The organism is Janthinobacterium lyxosi (genome assembly GCF_051380665.1).
Taxonomy (GTDB): domain Bacteria; phylum Pseudomonadota; class Gammaproteobacteria; order Burkholderiales; family Burkholderiaceae_D; genus Janthinobacterium.
The window spans coordinates 102,064-120,070 of sequence record NZ_JBNYXM010000009.1 but is presented as its reverse complement, the minus strand read 5'-3'; the positions used below and the strand labels follow the sequence as shown (position 1 = coordinate 120,070).

14 protein-coding genes are annotated in these 18,007 nt (G+C 48.4%); all 14 read left to right on the top strand.

Going from position 1 to position 18,007, the window contains the following annotated elements; genetic code table 11:
* Window positions 1-3: 3 nt before the first annotated feature.
* Window positions 4-1,563 (top strand): SEL1-like repeat protein, encoded by a 1,560-nt coding sequence (locus ACQ4WP_RS11690; RefSeq protein WP_436520722.1) that lies wholly within the window; start codon window positions 4-6, stop codon window positions 1,561-1,563.
* 181 nt (window positions 1,564-1,744) lie between these two features.
* Window positions 1,745-2,449 (top strand): DUF4197 domain-containing protein, encoded by a 705-nt coding sequence (locus ACQ4WP_RS11685; RefSeq protein ID WP_436520720.1) that lies wholly within the window; start codon window positions 1,745-1,747, stop codon window positions 2,447-2,449.
* 425 nt (window positions 2,450-2,874) lie between these two features.
* The gene (locus ACQ4WP_RS11680) at window positions 2,875-5,733 is read left to right on the top strand and encodes a YjbH domain-containing protein (protein ID WP_436520718.1); all 2,859 of its coding nucleotides are present in this window, start codon (window positions 2,875-2,877) and stop codon (window positions 5,731-5,733) included.
* Window positions 5,734-5,789: 56 nt separating this feature from the next.
* Window positions 5,790-7,670 (top strand): SLBB domain-containing protein, encoded by a 1,881-nt coding sequence (locus tag ACQ4WP_RS11675; protein ID WP_436520716.1) that lies wholly within the window; start codon window positions 5,790-5,792, stop codon window positions 7,668-7,670.
* A gap of 45 nt (window positions 7,671-7,715) precedes the next feature.
* On the top strand, window positions 7,716-8,921 hold the full coding sequence (locus ACQ4WP_RS11670) for a GumC family protein (protein ID WP_436520714.1): 1,206 nt from the start codon (window positions 7,716-7,718) through the stop codon (window positions 8,919-8,921).
* A gap of 115 nt (window positions 8,922-9,036) precedes the next feature.
* Complete coding sequence (locus ACQ4WP_RS11665; RefSeq protein WP_436520712.1) at window positions 9,037-10,101, top strand: O-antigen ligase family protein; 1,065 nt, start codon at window positions 9,037-9,039, stop codon at window positions 10,099-10,101.
* Between the two features lie 2 nt (window positions 10,102-10,103).
* Window positions 10,104-11,162, top strand: coding sequence for a glycosyltransferase family 4 protein (locus ACQ4WP_RS11660; protein WP_436520710.1), 1,059 nt, complete (start codon window positions 10,104-10,106; stop codon window positions 11,160-11,162).
* Window positions 11,163-11,172: 10 nt separating this feature from the next.
* Window positions 11,173-12,429: an oligosaccharide flippase family protein gene (locus ACQ4WP_RS11655; RefSeq protein ID WP_436520708.1), complete on the top strand. Its 1,257-nt coding sequence runs from the start codon at window positions 11,173-11,175 to the stop codon at window positions 12,427-12,429.
* Window positions 12,430-12,439: 10 nt separating this feature from the next.
* Entirely contained in the window at window positions 12,440-13,318 is an 879-nt protein-coding gene (locus ACQ4WP_RS11650) for a glycosyltransferase family 2 protein (RefSeq protein WP_436520706.1), read from the top strand.
* Window positions 13,315-13,914, top strand: coding sequence for a phosphoribosyltransferase (locus ACQ4WP_RS11645; protein ID WP_436520704.1), 600 nt, complete (start codon window positions 13,315-13,317; stop codon window positions 13,912-13,914). The genes ACQ4WP_RS11650 and ACQ4WP_RS11645 overlap by 4 nt, the downstream gene beginning before the upstream one ends.
* Entirely contained in the window at window positions 13,911-14,540 is a 630-nt protein-coding gene (locus tag ACQ4WP_RS11640; RefSeq protein WP_436520702.1) for an HAD family hydrolase, read from the top strand. Before ACQ4WP_RS11645 ends, ACQ4WP_RS11640 begins: the two co-directional genes overlap by 4 nt.
* A gap of 84 nt (window positions 14,541-14,624) precedes the next feature.
* Window positions 14,625-15,752, top strand: a complete 1,128-nt coding sequence (gene gmd / locus ACQ4WP_RS11635) for a GDP-mannose 4,6-dehydratase (protein WP_436520700.1) — start codon at window positions 14,625-14,627, stop codon at window positions 15,750-15,752.
* Window positions 15,753-15,766: 14 nt separating this feature from the next.
* On the top strand, window positions 15,767-16,690 hold the full coding sequence (locus tag ACQ4WP_RS11630; protein WP_436520698.1) for a GDP-L-fucose synthase family protein: 924 nt from the start codon (window positions 15,767-15,769) through the stop codon (window positions 16,688-16,690).
* Entirely contained in the window at window positions 16,690-17,862 is a 1,173-nt protein-coding gene (locus tag ACQ4WP_RS11625; protein ID WP_436520696.1) for a DegT/DnrJ/EryC1/StrS family aminotransferase, read from the top strand. The genes ACQ4WP_RS11630 and ACQ4WP_RS11625 overlap by 1 nt, the downstream gene beginning before the upstream one ends.
* The last annotated feature ends 145 nt before the right edge of the window (window positions 17,863-18,007 follow it).

Genomic DNA, 18,007 nt, shown 5'->3' with positions numbered 1-18,007 from the left:
TCCATGCCGCTTGCCGATCCCCGCTACACGGCCGACTACCTGCGCCTGAAAGGACTGGCCGAGAAGGGCAATGCGAATGCCCAGCACAGCCTGGGTTTCATGTATTTCAATGGCCAGGGTATCGAGCAAAGCTATGCGCTGGCATTGCACTGGTATGGCCTGGCTGCCGCGCAGGGACTCGAGCACGCGCAATACAACCTGGGTGTCATGTGCCAGAAGGGGCAGGGCGTGGCGCAGGATTTTGTGCAGGCCGCGCACTGGTACCAGCAGGCGGCCGAGCAAGGTTACGCGGCGGCGCAGTACAACCTGGGCTGGCTGTATGCCAAGGGCCAGGGACTCGCGCAAGATAGCGGGCTAGCCATGCTGTGGTTCAGCCGCGCGGCCGAGCAGGGCGACGCGGGCGCGCAAAACAATCTGGGCATGATGTATGACAATGGCAAGGGCGTGCCGCAGGATTTCGTGCAAGCCATCGCCTGGTATCGCAAGGCGGCCGAACAGGGCTATGCGCGCGCCCAGTTCAACCTGGGCCTGCGCTACGACAATGGCCAGGGCGTGCGGCAGGACCGTCAGCAGGCGACCGCCTGGATGCGCAAGGCGGCCGAGCAAGGCTATGCGCCGGCCCAGTTCAACCTGGCGCTGCGCTATGAAAACGGCGACGTGCTGCCGCAGGATAGCGGGCAGGCGATCACCTGGTACCGGCGCGCGGCCGAGCAGGGCCACGCCAGTTCGCAGTTCAATCTGGGTCTGATCTATGACAATGGCCAGGGCGTGCCCTGCGATAAGCAGGCGGCACTTGACTGGTATGTCAGGGCGGCAGGGCAGGGGCACGCGGCGGCCCAGCACAACCTGGGCCTGCACCATGAACATGGCGCGCAGGACTATACCCAGGCGCAGGTGTTCTATCGCCAGGCGGCCGGGCAAGGCTTTCCCGCCGCGCAATATCAGCTGGGACACCTGCATGAGCATGGACAGGGCACGCCAGTCGATGCGCAGGAAGCCATCTTCTGGTACCGCAAGGCGGCCGACCAGGGACATGTGCGGGCGCAGTTCGACCTGGGCCTGCGCTACGAACATGGCCAGGGCGTGCCGCAGGATCTGTCGCTGGCGCTGGAGTGGTACCGCCGCGCTGCCGAGCAGGATTACGCACCAGCGCAATACATGCAGGGCGTTTTGCACGACCGCGATGATGGCCCGGCGCCCGACAGCCAGCTGGCCTGCACCTGTTATTGCCGTGCCGCCGCGCAGGGGCACAGCCTGGCCCAGTTTGCGCTGGGGCTGCGGCATGACAATGGCCAGGACGTGCCGCAGGACTATGCTGCCGCCTGGGACTGGTATGCGCTGGCCGCGCGCCAGGGCCATGCACGGGCACAAATGAATCTGGGCTTGATGGCGGCCAGCGGCCAGGGTGGCCCGCTCGATTTGCAGCAGGCCTACATCTGGCTGTCAATGGCGGCGGCGGCCGGCGTGGCCGGCGCGGAAAAATCCTTGCGCCAGACAGCGGCGCGCATGCGCGAGACAGATCTGGCGCGGGTGCGCGAACATCTGGCGGCGATAGCAGGCTAAGCCATACCGTCCGCGTTAGCGTGCGCGGATACAACAGCAGGTGCTGTATAGTCCTTTCCCTTCGCCATCTGTGGCGCCCCTTGTTTCCTCCGGACGCAAAAAATTGCTGCAGTATTTGCAGTTTTGATGTGCTAAGGTTCCAGAAGAAGGTGGTCTGTCTATTCTTTAGAAAAGGAAAACCATGCGCCTGAACCCTTTCCCTGGCCGTCTGTCCGCCATCCTGTGTGCCTTGGCGTTGCTGTCGTCCGGCGCAGGCACCGCCGGTCCCCTGGATGCCCTCAGCAACCAGGATACCAGCAATGGCTTGAAAGCCGCGCTGGAAGCCGGCTCGGCCGCCGCCGTTGCCAAGTTGGGCATCGAAAATGGCTTCCTGAACAACGACAAGGTCAAGATCAAGTTGCCCGGCATCCTGGAGCAAGCCAAGCCTTTGTTGAAAATGACGGGGCGCGGCCAGCAATTGGACGATCTGGTGGTGGCGATGAACCGTGCCGCCGAGTCTGCCGTACCCATGGCCAAGCCTTTGCTGCTCGGTGCGGTGAAGTCGATGAGCGTGACCGATGCGAAAAATATCCTGTCCGGTGGCGACACGTCGGTGACGGACTTTTTCCGCCAGAAAACATCAGCGCCGCTGGCCGTCAAATTCCTGCCCATCGTGAAATCCGTCACCGACCGTTCCGGCCTGGCCAGCAAATACAATAGCACCATGAGCCAGATCGGCAAGACGGGACTGGTGCCGCAGCAACAATCGACGGTGGAAGGCTATGTTACGGACCGGGCGCTTGACGGCCTGTACCTGATGATAGGCGAGGAAGAAAAAGCCATCCGCAGTAATCCGCTCGCTTACGGCAGCAAGATTATCGGCAAAGTATTTGGCAGTTTGAAGTGAGTATTGAAGCGCGCTGCGAAACCGCAGGCAGCGTTTGCGCCGCACTGACAGGTGTAGCGCTAGGGAAACAAGTTAAGCATTTGCTACAAGAAAACAATGTTAAAATTCTGCGACATACATTCCTGGGGCATGGTTAAGCAACGATCAATTGCCCGGAAGTGCCGAGTTTTAGTGGCGAACTGATGCGTGGCATTGCGAGATGCCCGTCGGTTGGCCTTTTTTCGTTTTATTCACGTTTCCCCAAGCTCATTGATTTTCTGAAGATATAGTCAGAAATTCCAGGTGCAGGATATTTTAGGTAGCCGGATTTGTTAAGCGTACTCAGAAAATCAATCAAATATACCTGGTGTGGCTGCTTGGTGCTTGGCGCGCCTTCGGCGATTGCCGCGACGCCGAATCATGGCGGTCAATCCGGGTATATCAATATGCCCAGCGCCGTGGTGGAAACAGACGGTACCTTCAGCGTCGGCTACAGCTACGACAGCCCGTATGGCCAGTTATGGGCCACGGCGAATATCCTGCCTTTCCTGCAAATGACGGGACGTTATGTGTCGATAACGGGCATTGCTGGTTTTACCAACGTGCCAGGGGATTATGGCAGTGGCTATGGCCGTTACAAGGATAAAGTCGTCGACGGTAAATTGCGCCTGTGGACGGAAACGCAGTGGATGCCATCTGTCGCAGTCGGCATGACGGATCTGTTCGGTACCGAGCTGTTCAAGGGGCAATATGTTGTTGCCACCAAGACTTTTGGCGCCAGCAAGAATATCGAAGCGAGCCTGGGCTATGCGCACAAGCGTCCGGACGGCGTGTTTGCCGGCGCGCGCTGGACCCCGACCGCACTGCCGCGCTGGTCGGTGGTGGCTGAGTACGATAGCACCAACTATCTGCGCGACTTCCGTGCCAGCGAAACGACTGCCGGCAAGCGCCGCAAGGGCGCCTCCGTGGGCCTGGAATACCGCTGGGGCTGGCTTGCCCTGCAAGCGGCACGCAACCGCGACCAGTTCAGTGTGAATGCTTTTGTCAGCATTCCGTTTGGCGAGCGCGAGTTTGTTCCCAAGGTGTATGAACCAGCGTATTTCGTGGACGACAAGAACCCTCCGCCGTTGCCGAGCAAGGAAGAATGGCACCGCGACGCCGTGTACGGCGCCGATCTGGTGAAGGCGCTGGTGAAGCAGGACTACAAGAATATCCGTGTCGAGCAAGAGGGCAATGTCCTCAGCCTGAGCCTGACCAACAGCCGTATTTCGAACATGGGCCGCGCTGTTGGCCGTGCCGCGCGCACTGCCGTCGCCTTCACGCCGAAGGGCGTGACGACCCTGCGCATCACGTACACCAAGCTGGACCAGCCAATCGCCACCTACGAATTCTTTGATTTGCCAAAACTGAACGACTATTTGGCAGGCAAGATCGATCGCAAGGCTTTTCTCGACGTCGTGCTGCTGCGCTATCCTGAAAAAAGCGATGTCATCCGGGACGATCAGCAAGGCTGGCTGCAGGAATTCCTCGACAAGCCGGCGCCCGTCGTGGCCGCTGCACCGGCTGCCGCGCCGGTACCTGCCATTGCGTCAACTGCGCCTGCCGTGTCCGCGCCAGCTCCCGCCAAGGCTGTCAACGTCCTCAAGGACGATGGCAAGCTGGCCGTCGGTATCGGCGTCGATGGCGACGTGGTGCAGATCAAATCGCTGGACCGGGAGGCGAACCGCTTCAAGGTCGCCCCCAAGGTGGGCTTCTTCTTCAATGATCCGAGCGGCGCCTTCCGCTATTCGATCTCGGCCGTGGCCAACTATGATCGCCGCCTGGGCGACGGCCTGTACCTGAATAGCGCCGCCAGCCTGCAGTTGCTGGAAACGGTATCGGGCGTCAAGCAGCCATCGAACAGCAACTTGCCACACGTGCGTACCGATATCGCGGAATATTTGCGCGGCGGGCGTTTCTCGCTGAGCCGTGTCTTGCTGAACAAATACAACAATCCTGCCGAGCGCGTATATACCCGCATGTCGGCCGGCCTGTATGAAGACATGTTCCGCGGTGTGGGCGGCCAGGTGCTGTACCTGCCGAAGGATAGCCGCTGGGCGGCCGACGTGGCTGTCGATGCCTTGCAACAGCGTGGCTACAAGGGCTTGCTCGACTCGCGCGATTACAAGACGGTGACGGCGATCGGCTCCCTGCATTACCGCTTGCCGCACGACATTACCGTCACGGCGCGCGCTGGCCGCTTCCTGGCCAAAGACACGGGCGTGCGCATGGAATTCAAGCGCCGCTTCCAGTCCGGTATCGAAGTCGGCGCCTGGTACACGCATACGAACGGCAACGATATCACCAGTCCTGGCACGCCATCGAAGCCGTACCAGGACCGTGGCATCTTCCTGTCCGTGCCGCTGAACAGTATGTTGCCAATGGACACGCAATCGACGGCCGGCTTTGCCATTGCGCCATGGACGCGCGACGTGGGCCAGATGGTGGCTTCGCCTGGCGACCTGTACGACATGTTCGAGCGCCCGCGCGCTGACATGCACAGCTACGATGGCCTGGGTAACTTTGCCGAGCGCCCGGACGAACGGCACCTGCCTGCCGTCAATCCGCCAGACCGGCCGTTTGTCAGCCCATGGCCCGCCATGCGCGCGCGCCTGGAACAATCCGCATCTGCTACGCCTAGCGCCCCTGAATGGCTCAAGGCGACGGCGGTAGTCGGGGGCGTGGTGCTGGCATCAGCCCTCAGCGACAAGCCTGTCGACCGTTTCGTGAAGAAACATGAAGATTCCAAGGTCTACCGCAACTGGGACAAGCTGGGCAAAGCCATGCCATACGCGGCAGTGGGAGCGGCTGCGGCCGCCTTCGCCCTGGGCGATGAGCGCATGCAAAATACGGGACTCATTTCCCTGCAATCGGTTGCCGCGGCCACGGGCGTGGCGGTGGCTGGCAAATATGCGTTTGGCCGCGCCCGTCCAGAGGAAGACCTTGGAGCGTGGAGCCGTGTCGGCAGCGGCAGTTCCCGTTCGAATTCATCCTTCCCTTCCGCGCATGCCGCCATCGGCTTTGCCGCCGTGACGCCATTTGCCAAGGAATACGATGCGCCCTGGTTGTATAGCGTGGCCGCCGTGGGTTCCGCCGGCCGCGTATTTGGCCGCAAGCACTGGGTGTCCGACACGGTCGCCGGCGGCATCGTCGGCTACGCCATGGGCAGCTGGCTGTGGCACGCGCAGCGCGACCAGAGCAAATCGGGTTTGTCGATCAATCCCGGCCCGAAAGAAATCAGCGTGACCTGGCAGGGCAAGTATTAAGCGCGCATGGCGCCCCCTTTACTCATACAACATCATTCATCCAGACAAAGACCAGCATGAAAAAGCAACTTCGTACTTCCTCGCCGTTCGTGAAACACATGATTTTCTCGGCTTGCCTGATGGGAATGGGTTCCGCCTTTGCACAAGACCTTGGGACAAGTGACACGCCCAAAATGCAATCGATGGAGACTGGCAGCGGCCTGCCGGCCATACGTAGTGGCCGCAGTGAACAGCGGCAGGCGCAGAACCCGCCCGCCAGCCGTCCGGCCAAACGCTCTGTTGCCGAAGCCGGTGCATTTGAGGTCTATGCGGAAGGCGTGACCGGACAAAAATTGAATATGTTTGGCAAGGATTTGTTCAGCGACGTGCCATCCACCTTCGCTCCCTTCGATGGCGCGCAAGTGAACCAGGATTATGTCATTGGCACGGGTGACGAGTTGCAGGTGCGTGGCTGGGGCATGGTCGATATCGACGTCAGCGCCACGGTCGACCGCAGCGGCGCGATCTTCATTCCCCGCGTCGGCTCCGTCAAGGTCAGCGGCGTGCAGTACAAGGATTTGCAGGGCTACCTGAAGAAAGCTGTCGGCAAGATTTACACCAACTTTGAATTGACGGCCAGCATCGCCCAGACGCGCGCCGTGCAAGTGTATGTGGTCGGCCACGCCGTGCGTCCCGGCACCTATACCCTGAGCGCCATGAGCACGCTGTTGAACGCCCTGTTCACCTCGGGTGGCCCGGACGCCACGGGTAGCATGCGCAACATCCAATTGAAGCGTGGCGCACAAACCGTCAGCACCTTCGACTTGTACGACATGCTGGCCAAGGGCGACAAGAGCCGCGATGTAACCCTGCGCGATGGCGATGTCATCTATATTCCGGAAGTCGGTCCCTTGGTGGCCTTGACCGGGAACGTAAAACAGCCCGCTATTTTCGAATTGAAAGGCAATGCCAGCCTGGCCGATGTATTGAGCTGGGCCGGCGGCTTTGATTCGGCAGCGGAAACGAAGCAAGTGATCGTTGAAAAGAACGTCGACAATCAATACAAGACGGTGGTGGAACTGATCGCCGACAAAACCGTCACCAGCACCCAGCTGGCGAATATCCCGGTGAAACCGACCGATGTGCTGCGCGTGTTTGCGCCGGGCGCCGTGCCGGTGCAGGCACAAATCCAGAACGAGTACGTGCGCGTGGCCGGCGAAGCCAGACAAAGCGGCATCTTTCTGCTGAAGAAAGGCGAGACCTTGCGCGAGTTGATCGCCCGTGTCGGCGGCGCCAATGAAAATGGCTATCTGTACGCCACCCAATTGAATCGCGAATCGGTACGCCGTGCCCAGCAAGCCAAGTTGAATGAAGTGGCGGACCGTTTCGAACGCGACCTGGAGTCGAATGCTACCCAGCGCATGGCCGCCTCTGGCGACAAGGAAAATGCGGCAAAAACCGCCGCCGAGGTGGAGCAGCAGCGCCGTATCGTGCAGAAACTGCGCACCATCAAGGCTGAGGGCCGCATCGTCCTCGATTTGCCTGGTGTTGAGACGCAAATCAAGAACTTACCCGACTTGCCCTTGCAGGATGGCGATACCATTCTGATCCCGCGCCGTCCAGGCACGGTGGATGTGCTTGGCTCGGTATTCCAGCAAAACGCCTTTGTCTACCGCCCACAACGCACGGTGAACGATTATGTCCAGCAAGCTGGCGGCATCACCGTCACGGCGGATAAATCGGAAATGTATGTGATACGCGCGGACGGTACTGCACAGAGTGGGCAAAGTGCTGGCTGGTTCAGCGGCCTTGGCGGCACGGCATTGAATCCGGGTGATACCGTGGTGGTGCCGGAAAAAATCGACCGCAGCACGTTTATGCAGAGTTTGAAGGAATGGACCACGATCTTTTATCAGTTTGGTCTGGGCGCTGCGGGGTTGAAGGTGTTGAAGAATTAAGTGCTTTTTAAAAAGAACAATCAACCCATCATAAGAGAGAAAGTAATGCAGAGCAATTTGAAAAGGGATGTTGATAATTCGCCTTTGTCGCTAGGAAAATCCGATGCGATACATTTTCTTGATTTACTAATTATTGCAGCGCGTTACAAATATTTAATTATTTTATGTCCGTTATTTTTTGCTGCAATCTTCTTTACTGCAGGATTTCTATTGCCTGCAAAATATACATCCAAGGCAATGGTTATGCTACCTCAACAGCAAAGCTCTGGAGCTGCGGCCCTTCTGGGGCAAATTAGTGGTATGGGTGCTGTTGCTAGTAACTTGAGTGGTTTAAAAAATCCAAATGATTTATATGTCGGATTATTACAGAGCCAGACGATTGCAGATAAATTAATCGAACGATTCGATTTGAAAGCGCGTTATAACGTTAGAACTTTTGACGATGCCAGAAAAAAACTCGAGAAGAAAAGCGATATCAATAATGGCAAGGGGGGATTGATAACAGTTCTCACACAAGACACGGATCCAAAATTTTCTGCTCAGTTGGCAAATGCATATGTGGAAGAGCTAATTCGTTTGACGAGCACATTGAATTTTTCAGAAGCATCTCAACGCCGGGCTTTCCTTGAGAAAGAGTTGACTGATGCAAAGATCAAGTTGGCTGATGCTGAGCAAAGGCTAAAAAACAGTCAGGAAAAAAGTGGAATGATACAACTCGGTGCGCAAGTCCAGGGTTTACTTACTGGTGTTGCTCAGTTGAAAGGAATGATTGCAGCAAAAGAGGTCCAGTTAAATACCATGCGTAGCTTCGCCACAGCGCAAAATCCAGAGTCGCGCCGGATGGAAGAGGAAATTCGTGGCCTTAAGAACCAACTCAGCAAGTTGGAACAGGGATCATCACGTAATGGCAACGGTGTTTCTGTCGTAACGGAAAAAATTCCTGAAGTCGGGTTGGAATACATCAGACATGTTCGGGATGTTAAGTATTACGAATCAATATTTGAAATACTGGCAAAGCAATTTGAAATTGCAAAGCTGGATGAAGCCAGAGATTCTGTTGCAGTGCAGGTAGTCGATGTTGCTGTCGCAGCGGAAAAAAAGAATGGTATGTCTCTGGCATTGTTAATTTTGGCAGGCATATTTTCCGGTTTCCTCTTCGCTGTATTTTTCATATTTGCCAAGGAAAGCATTGCGGAATCGCGGACTAAAAATTTGGCGAAGTGGCTAGAGTTGAAAAGTAAATTATCTTGATTTTCATTTTTCTGAGTATAATCGTACTCAAAAAATAATATCTTTCGCTATGCTAAAAACTGGAGCATAAACTACCTTGTTTTTTATATGTGCATTAATTGTCGGAATACTGGACATGGCTATCGTCGGATATGCTGGATCACGCCTTGGTGAAATAGCTATCATGGTCTGCTTATTTCCGGCGGTCTTTCAAAGTTTGCTGGTAAAAAAGAATTTTATTTATTTTATTTTAATTATTTTGTTGCTTTTGACTTCCGCATCTATAGGGAAAGAAAATATATTTTGGACCTTTAAGATATGCATTTTCCTGGCTTATGCGTCGGCGATGCGGTTTATTATTACTAGAAATATCCTGGCCGGTATGTTTGGTATGTTGTGCGGATGGAACTTGTATGCCTTTTTCATGGTATTGACGGGTTCTTCATTTCTGGCAAAATATGTCTTGCCTCATCTATGTCTTTTTATAATAGCCGCTTTTTTTTATGATGCGATAAAGAGCGTATTGTATAGAAATATAGCATGTCTTTTTTCCGTTATGGCATTTTTTGTTGCCATTAGTTCCAATAGTAGGGGCCAAATACTATTGACAATAGTTGCCGGAATATTTTGTTTCTTATATTTTATGCGAGTAAGAATTAAATATTTAATATTTGGAATATTTATGTTCCCATTGATTTATATAGCAGTGGGACTTTATAATTACTTGCATCTTGCATCATTATTGCAAGGTGCGGATGGATTGGCTCAGGTAAATGCCGGAGATCTGGAGCGATCTACAACTATTTTCTATTCTATTTCAATGCTGCCACAAAACTTATTTGGGCAAAATATTGATAATATAAAAATTGGCATGGGATCATATTTGAACTTGCTTATAGATGCCGAGATTCAAACAATTTCGGCGCACAATATTTTAAGCGACTCTTTATTATATATAGGTATAGTAGGTGGTGCGTTGATGCTTTTTATCTATAAGAGATTTTTGCAATTAGCAAATCGTGCTCTGAGCCAGATAAAAAGAACAAAACTGGCTGCTACAGGACTGTCGGCCCTGGTTGCCGTTGGCTATATAATATCTACGTCACCTGTTGCCGGTTTGGAACGCGTGGAAATATTGTATTGTATAACATTATTTTGGTATGCTTTTTTTGAAGTTAAAAATAATATTTCCGAAAAATAAAAATGAAGATTTTATATTTAATCAATTCACTTAATATAGGTGGCGCTGAAGTTTTACTTCTTAATATTACAGAGAATTTGAAGCTAAAAGGCCATGAGGTTACGATTTTATGTCTTGAAGATGGCCATGATCATATAAAAGAAAAAGCAAAAGAAAAAAATATAACGTGGATAACTTTAGAGGGGAAAAGGTACTTTTCTCTCTTTGAAATGCTGGCATATGTAAGAGCGAATGGGCCGTATGACATATGTCATACTCATTTGTATCCTGCATTTTTATATGGCGTAATTTTAAAGCTTTTTTCGTCAGTAAAGGTGCTATTGCACTCTGAACATAATACGACAAATAATCGTCGTAAATGGTGGTTCAAGCCAATTGATCGTTTCTTATATCGCTGCGTTAATTCTGTAGTATCAATCAGCGAGGGTGTTTCAAAAGAACTTGTCAAGTGGCTACCTGAATTAGATTCTAGGATAACGGTTATTTTTAATTGTATAAATTTTTCGGAAAAAAAAGAAGTTTATTCTTTAGATGAAAATTTAAAACTGTTGTGTGTTGGACGTCTAGTAGAAGATAAAAATATTTTCTTACAATTGAATGCTTTGAAATATGCTGAAAAAACATGTATAGATTATGTTGGGAATGGCCACTTATTGCAGGAGCTGAACGACTATGCATACAAGCAAAACGTAAATCACAAAGTTCGTTTTTTAGGCCCTATAAAGAATTTAGAAACCATCTATAAAAATTACGATGCGCTGGTACACTCCTCAAAAATTGAAGGCTTTGGCCTTGTTGTCGCAGAGGCAATTTCTGCAGGATTACCTGTCATCGTAGGAAATATATCTGGCGTACGAGAGGTTGCGGGAGACCTTGGGATATACTTTGACGTGAATGATGAGAAATCATTGGTCGATAAAATTAATATATTTAAAGAGATGTCTGCCGAACAAAGAGCCGCTCTTGGTGCACTTTTGATCGAACGATCTCAGCTTTTTTCTATTGATAGTTATGTGAACCAGTTGACTACTTTATATCAGGAGTTGATCGAAGCAAAATGAAAGGATAAACTTGGTTTATACTAAGTCCGCATTTTTTGCCTTGGCAGGAAGAGTTATTTCAGCCGGGGCACAATTTCTTCTAACTGTCATCATTACCCGTTTTTCTGGTACAGAAGAAGCTGGAATATTTTTTTCCATCTATGTATGGATACTTCTGGCTTCTGCCATGGGACAGTGTGGTTTATCCATGGTGGCCTTGCGGTTGAGTGAGGTAGCAAGAGAAAATCAGGGACTAAAAATAAGAAGCATTCTGATAGTGACGATCGTTTCCGCTTTTATTCTGGGTGGAGGAAGTTTATTTTTCGCAAATTTCTTTATTGATATATTTTCTAAATCCAATGTTTCAATTGTTTTTTTGATGTTATGGGTTGCAGGATTCTCCATAAATCAAATTAATGCAGATATTTACAGAGGTCTAAATAATCAGATTGCTGCTGCTCTGCTGGGATCCATAGGCCTTATTGCCATGTTGTTAGCCGTAACAATAGTCCTTTTAAGTGGCGGTGCTTTTAATAATATTTTTATTGCCATCTCCATTTGCTGGTCCGTCATAGGAGTGGGAGGTATTTTCTTTACACTCAGAACTATCAAGGATCATAATATATTTAATCCTGGGAGAAATACGGTCTCGGCGAGCAGGGTTTATGAGGTGATGAGAGAGGCAGCCAAGTCCATGCTTGCTTCTATTTTTGCATTCATAGCTACACAAGCTGATCAATTAATTCTATCGAGTTTGTATAGCGCTCCTACTTATGCCATATATGCTGCCGGAGTAAAATGTGCACAAGTTTTTGGAATTGTTGCGAATATGCTTAATTCCTATATTGGGCCAATACTTCTTGCATCAATAAAATCAGGGAAAGATAATATTCAGGAAGTAATTCAAAAAAATAATAGACACGTATCTCTATTAATTATTCCCTTGGTAATGTTATTTGTTTTTTTATCAAAAATAATTGTCGAATTTTTATTCGGTAAAAATTACACAGATGCTTCCGTTATATTTTCGTTTTTCATCGTAGCCAGCGCATTCAATATTTGTACCGGACCTAAAGGCTTCTTATTATGGCTGCTTGGTCATGAGCGTACAGTTATAAAAATAATGACGTTTTTTGCCGCTCTTATTTCTATATTCTGTTGTATCGCGGTAGGTAACGTATCTATGACAATGATTGCATTGATTATTTCTATTTTTCAGATTTTTCAATATATTGTTGAAGGTTATTTTCTTAAGACAATAACAAAATTGAATATATTTAAATTTTAAAAGGATTTTTATGCGTGTTTCAGTAATCATCGCTACATATAATGCGGAGTCAACCGTTAAAAAATGTATAGAGAGTATTTTTTCTCAAAGTTATAGCGATATTGAAGTAGTAGTAATGGATGGCGGTTCTTCGGACCGAACAGTGGAATATGTGAATTCTTTTCAGTCACCGAAAGTTATCATTCGTTCTGAACGTGACAAAGGAATATATGATGCATGGAATAAAGGTATCGAGGGAGCGACAGGTGATTGGCTTGTATTTATCGGGGCGGACGATTATCTCGCTTCTTCTGAAGCCATTAAAAACGCACTTGAATTAATTTCGGCTGATAAATCTGACCAGCAACAAGCTATCTATTATGGCCGTCTGCTGGTTCTAGATGAGGCAGGCGTGGCGTTCGATGGCATTGGCTCAGAGTGGCGGGACCCATGGTCATTTGCTGGGCGTCATAAGTGGTGTCAATTTCCTATTCCAATCATGGCTGCGTTCTATCATAAATCCTGTTTCTTAAAGAATAGATTTGATATAAATTATAAAATCATGGCGGATATCAATTTTGTGTTGTCCGTCGCACGGAAACGTGCTCCTAAGTATATTGGCGACATTAATATTACGGAAATGGGATTCGGCGGAATTAGCACCAATCCAAAACGTAGTTTGTTGTTGTTACGTGAGGCGATTGCCGTTCGAAAATATCATGGTTTAAGTATTTTTAATGCTCAGTTCGCAATATTGAGTGTAAAGCTATTTTTGAAGTATGCGATCACAACTGTTTTTGGACCGAAAACGGGTATAAGACTAGTTGGGTTGATGCATAAAATAAAAAGAATGAAGCTGAAAAGTATCGATGCGAATAAAAATCATCCGGTAGCAAAGGAATTAAAATGAAGATTGGGTTGTTTCTTCAGCTTTTTCGTGCAATAAAAGTTATAACTTTAAATGAAGAAGATTTCAGAAAAGCCTGCCGTAGTCTCGCAAGACAAATAAAAATATCATTCAAGCCTGATTTGATCGTAGCAATACCGCGAGGGGGGTTGGATGTATATCTGAATATGAAAGATGATTTTTCTATCGTTCCTTACATTGAGTGTGCAATTTCACGTCCTTCAACAGACGTGAAAAAGAAAATTAATCTCAAGAGATTATTTAAGTATATTCCTTATTTTTTTCTGAATTTTATGCGTCGTATTGAAGCATTTATACGCGAAGGCCAGAGCTTGGGAAGGAAAGAAAAAAATAAGAAAAATATAAAATTAACGTGCCAAGGAAATGAAAATATAAAAAATATTTTGATTATTGACGATGCGGTAGACAGTGGCAGCACAATGAAATTGGTCCGGGATGCTGTAGCCGCTAAATTTCCAAATGCAGAAATTAGGACAGCGGCGCTGGTTGTTACGTTTGTTAAACCTATTATTTATCCTGATTATTATGCACATAAAAGTTGTCTGTTGAGATTTCCTTGGTCGGAAGATTTTAAATGAAAAAAGTAGCGGTTTTTGATTTTGATGGAACTTTAATACCATTTAATTCATTTAAGTTTTTTTGTATATTTTTCATGTTTACCTGTGTTTTTACACTCAGTTTTGGTTCTTTATGGCAAACATTAAAATTGTTTTATTCAAGAAAATTTAGAAATATTTCACATGTTGATTTTAAGGAAAAACTATGTGAATTGTATATGAAAATGGGTAATCCATTTTGTTCATTTTTTTCGAAATCATTAATACTATTTTTGCGAAAAGATATATTAGCAGAATTGAGAAAATGGCAATCTAACACCGAAGTAATTACTATTCTTAGTACGGCCGCCCCTAGCGCTTATGCTTTGAAGGTAGGCGACTTACTGAAGTGTGATATGACGATAGGAGCTTTTGGATACTCTTCAAATAATTTCCTTATTCATGAAAATATTGGATTCTTTAAAGCAGATAATTTGAGAAAACATTTTCATGGAGTGGAAAATGTACGATTTATTGTCGCATATAGTGATAGTCGTGATGATCTTCCATTATTTGAAATGTCAGAAATAAAAATATTGGTTTATCCTGGTAAAAAGGATATCGTGGCATTGGATGAAAAAAAAATTGAATATAAAATTTTTCTGTAGGGAGTCTGAATTAAAAAATTTAAATTCTTTGCAGTGAATTTTAATTTCGTTGAATATTTTTTATTGAGTTGATTAGGGAAATTTATGAAAAAAGTTGCATTAATTACAGGAATTACTGGGCAAGATGGCGCATACCTCGCTGAATTCTTGTTGAAAAAAGACTATATTGTGCACGGTATTAAACGTCGTACTTCACTCTTTAATACCGACCGAATCGATCATCTTTTTGAAGACATTCATGTCGACAATCCGCGCCTGGTTTTGCACCATGGTGATCTCACCGACTCGACAAGTCTGATCCGTATCATCCAGTTGGTTCAGCCAGATGAAATTTATAACCTTGCCGCACAGAGTCATGTGGCAGTTTCTTTCGAAGAGCCGGAATATACGGCTAACTCCGATGGCCTGGGTCCATTGCGTATTTTGGAAGCAATTCGTATCTTGGGTTTGGAGAAAAAAACCCGCTTCTATCAGGCATCCACATCTGAACTTTATGGTTTGGTGCAAGAAACGCCCCAAAAGGAAACCACGCCGTTTTATCCTCGTAGTCCCTATGCTGTGGCAAAAATGTATGCATACTGGATTACGGTTAATTATCGCGAGGCTTATGGAATCTATGCCTGCAATGGTATCTTGTTCAATCATGAGTCGCCAATCCGTGGCGAAACATTCGTCACCCGAAAAATTACCCGTGCATTGGCACGCATCAAATTGAATATGCAAGAGTGTTTGTATCTTGGTAATATCGATTCGCTGCGTGATTGGGGCCATGCACGAGACTATGTCGAAATGCAATGGTTGATGCTGCAGCAAGATAAAGCAGAAGACTTTGTTATCGCCACTGGAGAGCAGCATAGCGTTCGCGAATTTGTTACCTTGACTGCCAAGGAATATGGCATCGTAATGCGCTGGGAAGGTAGTGGCGTGGATGAGGTCGGTGTCATTGATGGTTTCCTGCCAGATGCGGAGGCGATGCCTCATCTGTCGATTGGCCAAGTCCTCATGCGCGTTGACCCACGTTACTTCCGTCCGACGGAAGTAGAGACGCTGTTGGGCGACCCAACAAATGCAAAACAAAAACTGGGCTGGTCGCCAACGACTTCGTTTGCCTCTCTGGTGACGGAAATGGCACAGGCCGATCTGGACCTGGCTCGTCGGGAACAGTTGATGCATGCTAGTGGATTCAAGGTCTATCCACGCGTCGGCACGTAATTCAGGAGAATGCCATGCGGATACTAATAACCGGCGGTAGTGGTATGGTCGGCAGCAATTTTCGTGAGCATGTGGCAGTAAAAAGCCATGAGTTACTGTTCCCATCCAGTCAAGATTTGAATCTTTTCTCGTATGAACAGACTGAAAAATTCATTCGTGAGGCGCAACCTGATCTGATCATTCATGCCGCCGGCCGGGTTGGTGGCATTCAGGCAAATATGCGAGAGCCAGTTCGGTTCTTGACGGAGAATCTGGATATGGGGCGGAATGTCATTCTTGCTGCCCGCGCTGCAGGAGTGAAGCGCCTGATCAATATCGGCAGCTCCTGCATGTATCCACGTAATCTGGATGTTCCGCTCAGCGAAGATATGATATTGACTGGTGAACTGGAACCAACGAATGAAGGCTATGCGATAGCTAAAATTACGGTTTCGCGCCTGTGTGATTACATTACGCGGGAAAATCCTGAATATCAGTACAAAACGGTCATCCCATGCAACTTATATGGACGCCATGACAAGTTTGATCCGCGCTGGTCTCATCTGATCCCAGCCATCTTGCATAAAGTGCATGCGGCAAAGCTGTTGGGACAGACGATGGTCGAGATTTGGGGCGATGGCACCGCGCGGCGGGAGTTCATGTATGCGGGCGACCTGGCTGACGCACTTTATAATGCTGCGGACAACTTTGACACCTTGCCAGGCACAGTAAACATTGGCCTTGGAACTGATTATTCAGTTAACGACTATTATGCAATTGCTGCTGAAGTGGTTGGCTATGAAGGTGAATTTGTTTACGATCTGAGCAAGCCTGTAGGAATGAAGCGTAAACTTACATCGATAGCACTTGCAAATACATGGGGTTGGAGTGCCAAGACATCGTTACGAGAAGGTTTGGCACTCACCTATGAATTCTATTTAAATACGGAGAAAAAATAATGTCCTATCCATTGGCAAGTACGACATGGGATCAAGCGGAATATACCGCCATACAAAAAGTTGTTGATTCTGGCATGTTTACGATGGGAAAACATGTTGTCGAATTTGAAAAAGACTTTGCCACTTACACCGGTAGCAAATATTGTGTCATGGTTAACTCCGGTTCATCGGCAAATCTGGCGATGGTCGCTGGGCTGATTTATCGTAAGGAAGGCGCCCTGCAACGAGGTGATGAGGTGATCGTGCCCGCGGTATCGTGGAGCACTACTTATTATCCTTTGTACCAGTATGGCCTGAAGATCAAGTTCGTCGACATTAATCTGGATACCTTGAACTACGATCTGGAGCAACTGGCTGCGGCAGTCACCGATAAGACACGCGCAATCATGACGGTCAATTTGCTTGGCAATCCCAATGATTTTGATGCAATCCAGAAAATCGTTGCTGGCCGCGACATCATTGTTCTTGAAGATAACTGCGAGTCGATGGGCGCAGAGTTCAACGGCCGCCAGGCTGGTACCCATGGCTTGATGGGCAGTTATAGCACATTTTTCAGCCATCATATTGCCACAATGGAAGGTGGCATGGTGGTAACCGATGACGAAGAGTTGTATCACATTCTGCTGTCCGTGCGCGCGCATGGCTGGACTCGTAATTTGCCAAAAGAGAATCTGGTATGTGGTACGAAGAGCGACGATCCGTTTGTCGAATCCTTCCGCTTCGTTCTTCCAGGTTATAACTTGCGTCCATTGGAAATGAGCGGTGCGATTGGCATTGAGCAAGTTAAAAAATTGCCAGGAATCATACAAGAGCGTCGTGCTAATGCGGCCAAATTCCTGGAATTGATGAAAGCTTATCCGGCCTTCCGGGTACAGGCGGAAATTGGTAAAAGCAGCTGGTTCGGTTTCAGCCTAGTCATCAATGCGGATGCGCCATTCACCCGAGCCGATGCAGTCGCAACTTTTGGAAAATTCCAGATCGATTGCCGTCCTATCGTTGCCGGCAATTTTGCAAAAAATGAAGTGGTCAAATGGTTTGACAGCTCGGTGCACGGAGAGCTGGTGAATGCAAACTACATCGATACCCACGGTCTTTTCATCGGTAACCACCACTACGGTCTTGACGAACAATTCAGTCTATTGAAAGAAGCTTTGGACTCGCTTCCAGCCTAAGAGTTTACATGCATCATTCAGCAGCGGTTAGTACTATGGTCGACTTCAATTGATTTCCGTCCTTATTGGCCGACTAATACAGTTTGTAATTGCATTAGTCGGTACTCGTCTCTTTGCCAGAATGTAGGAATGCTGATATTTTTCG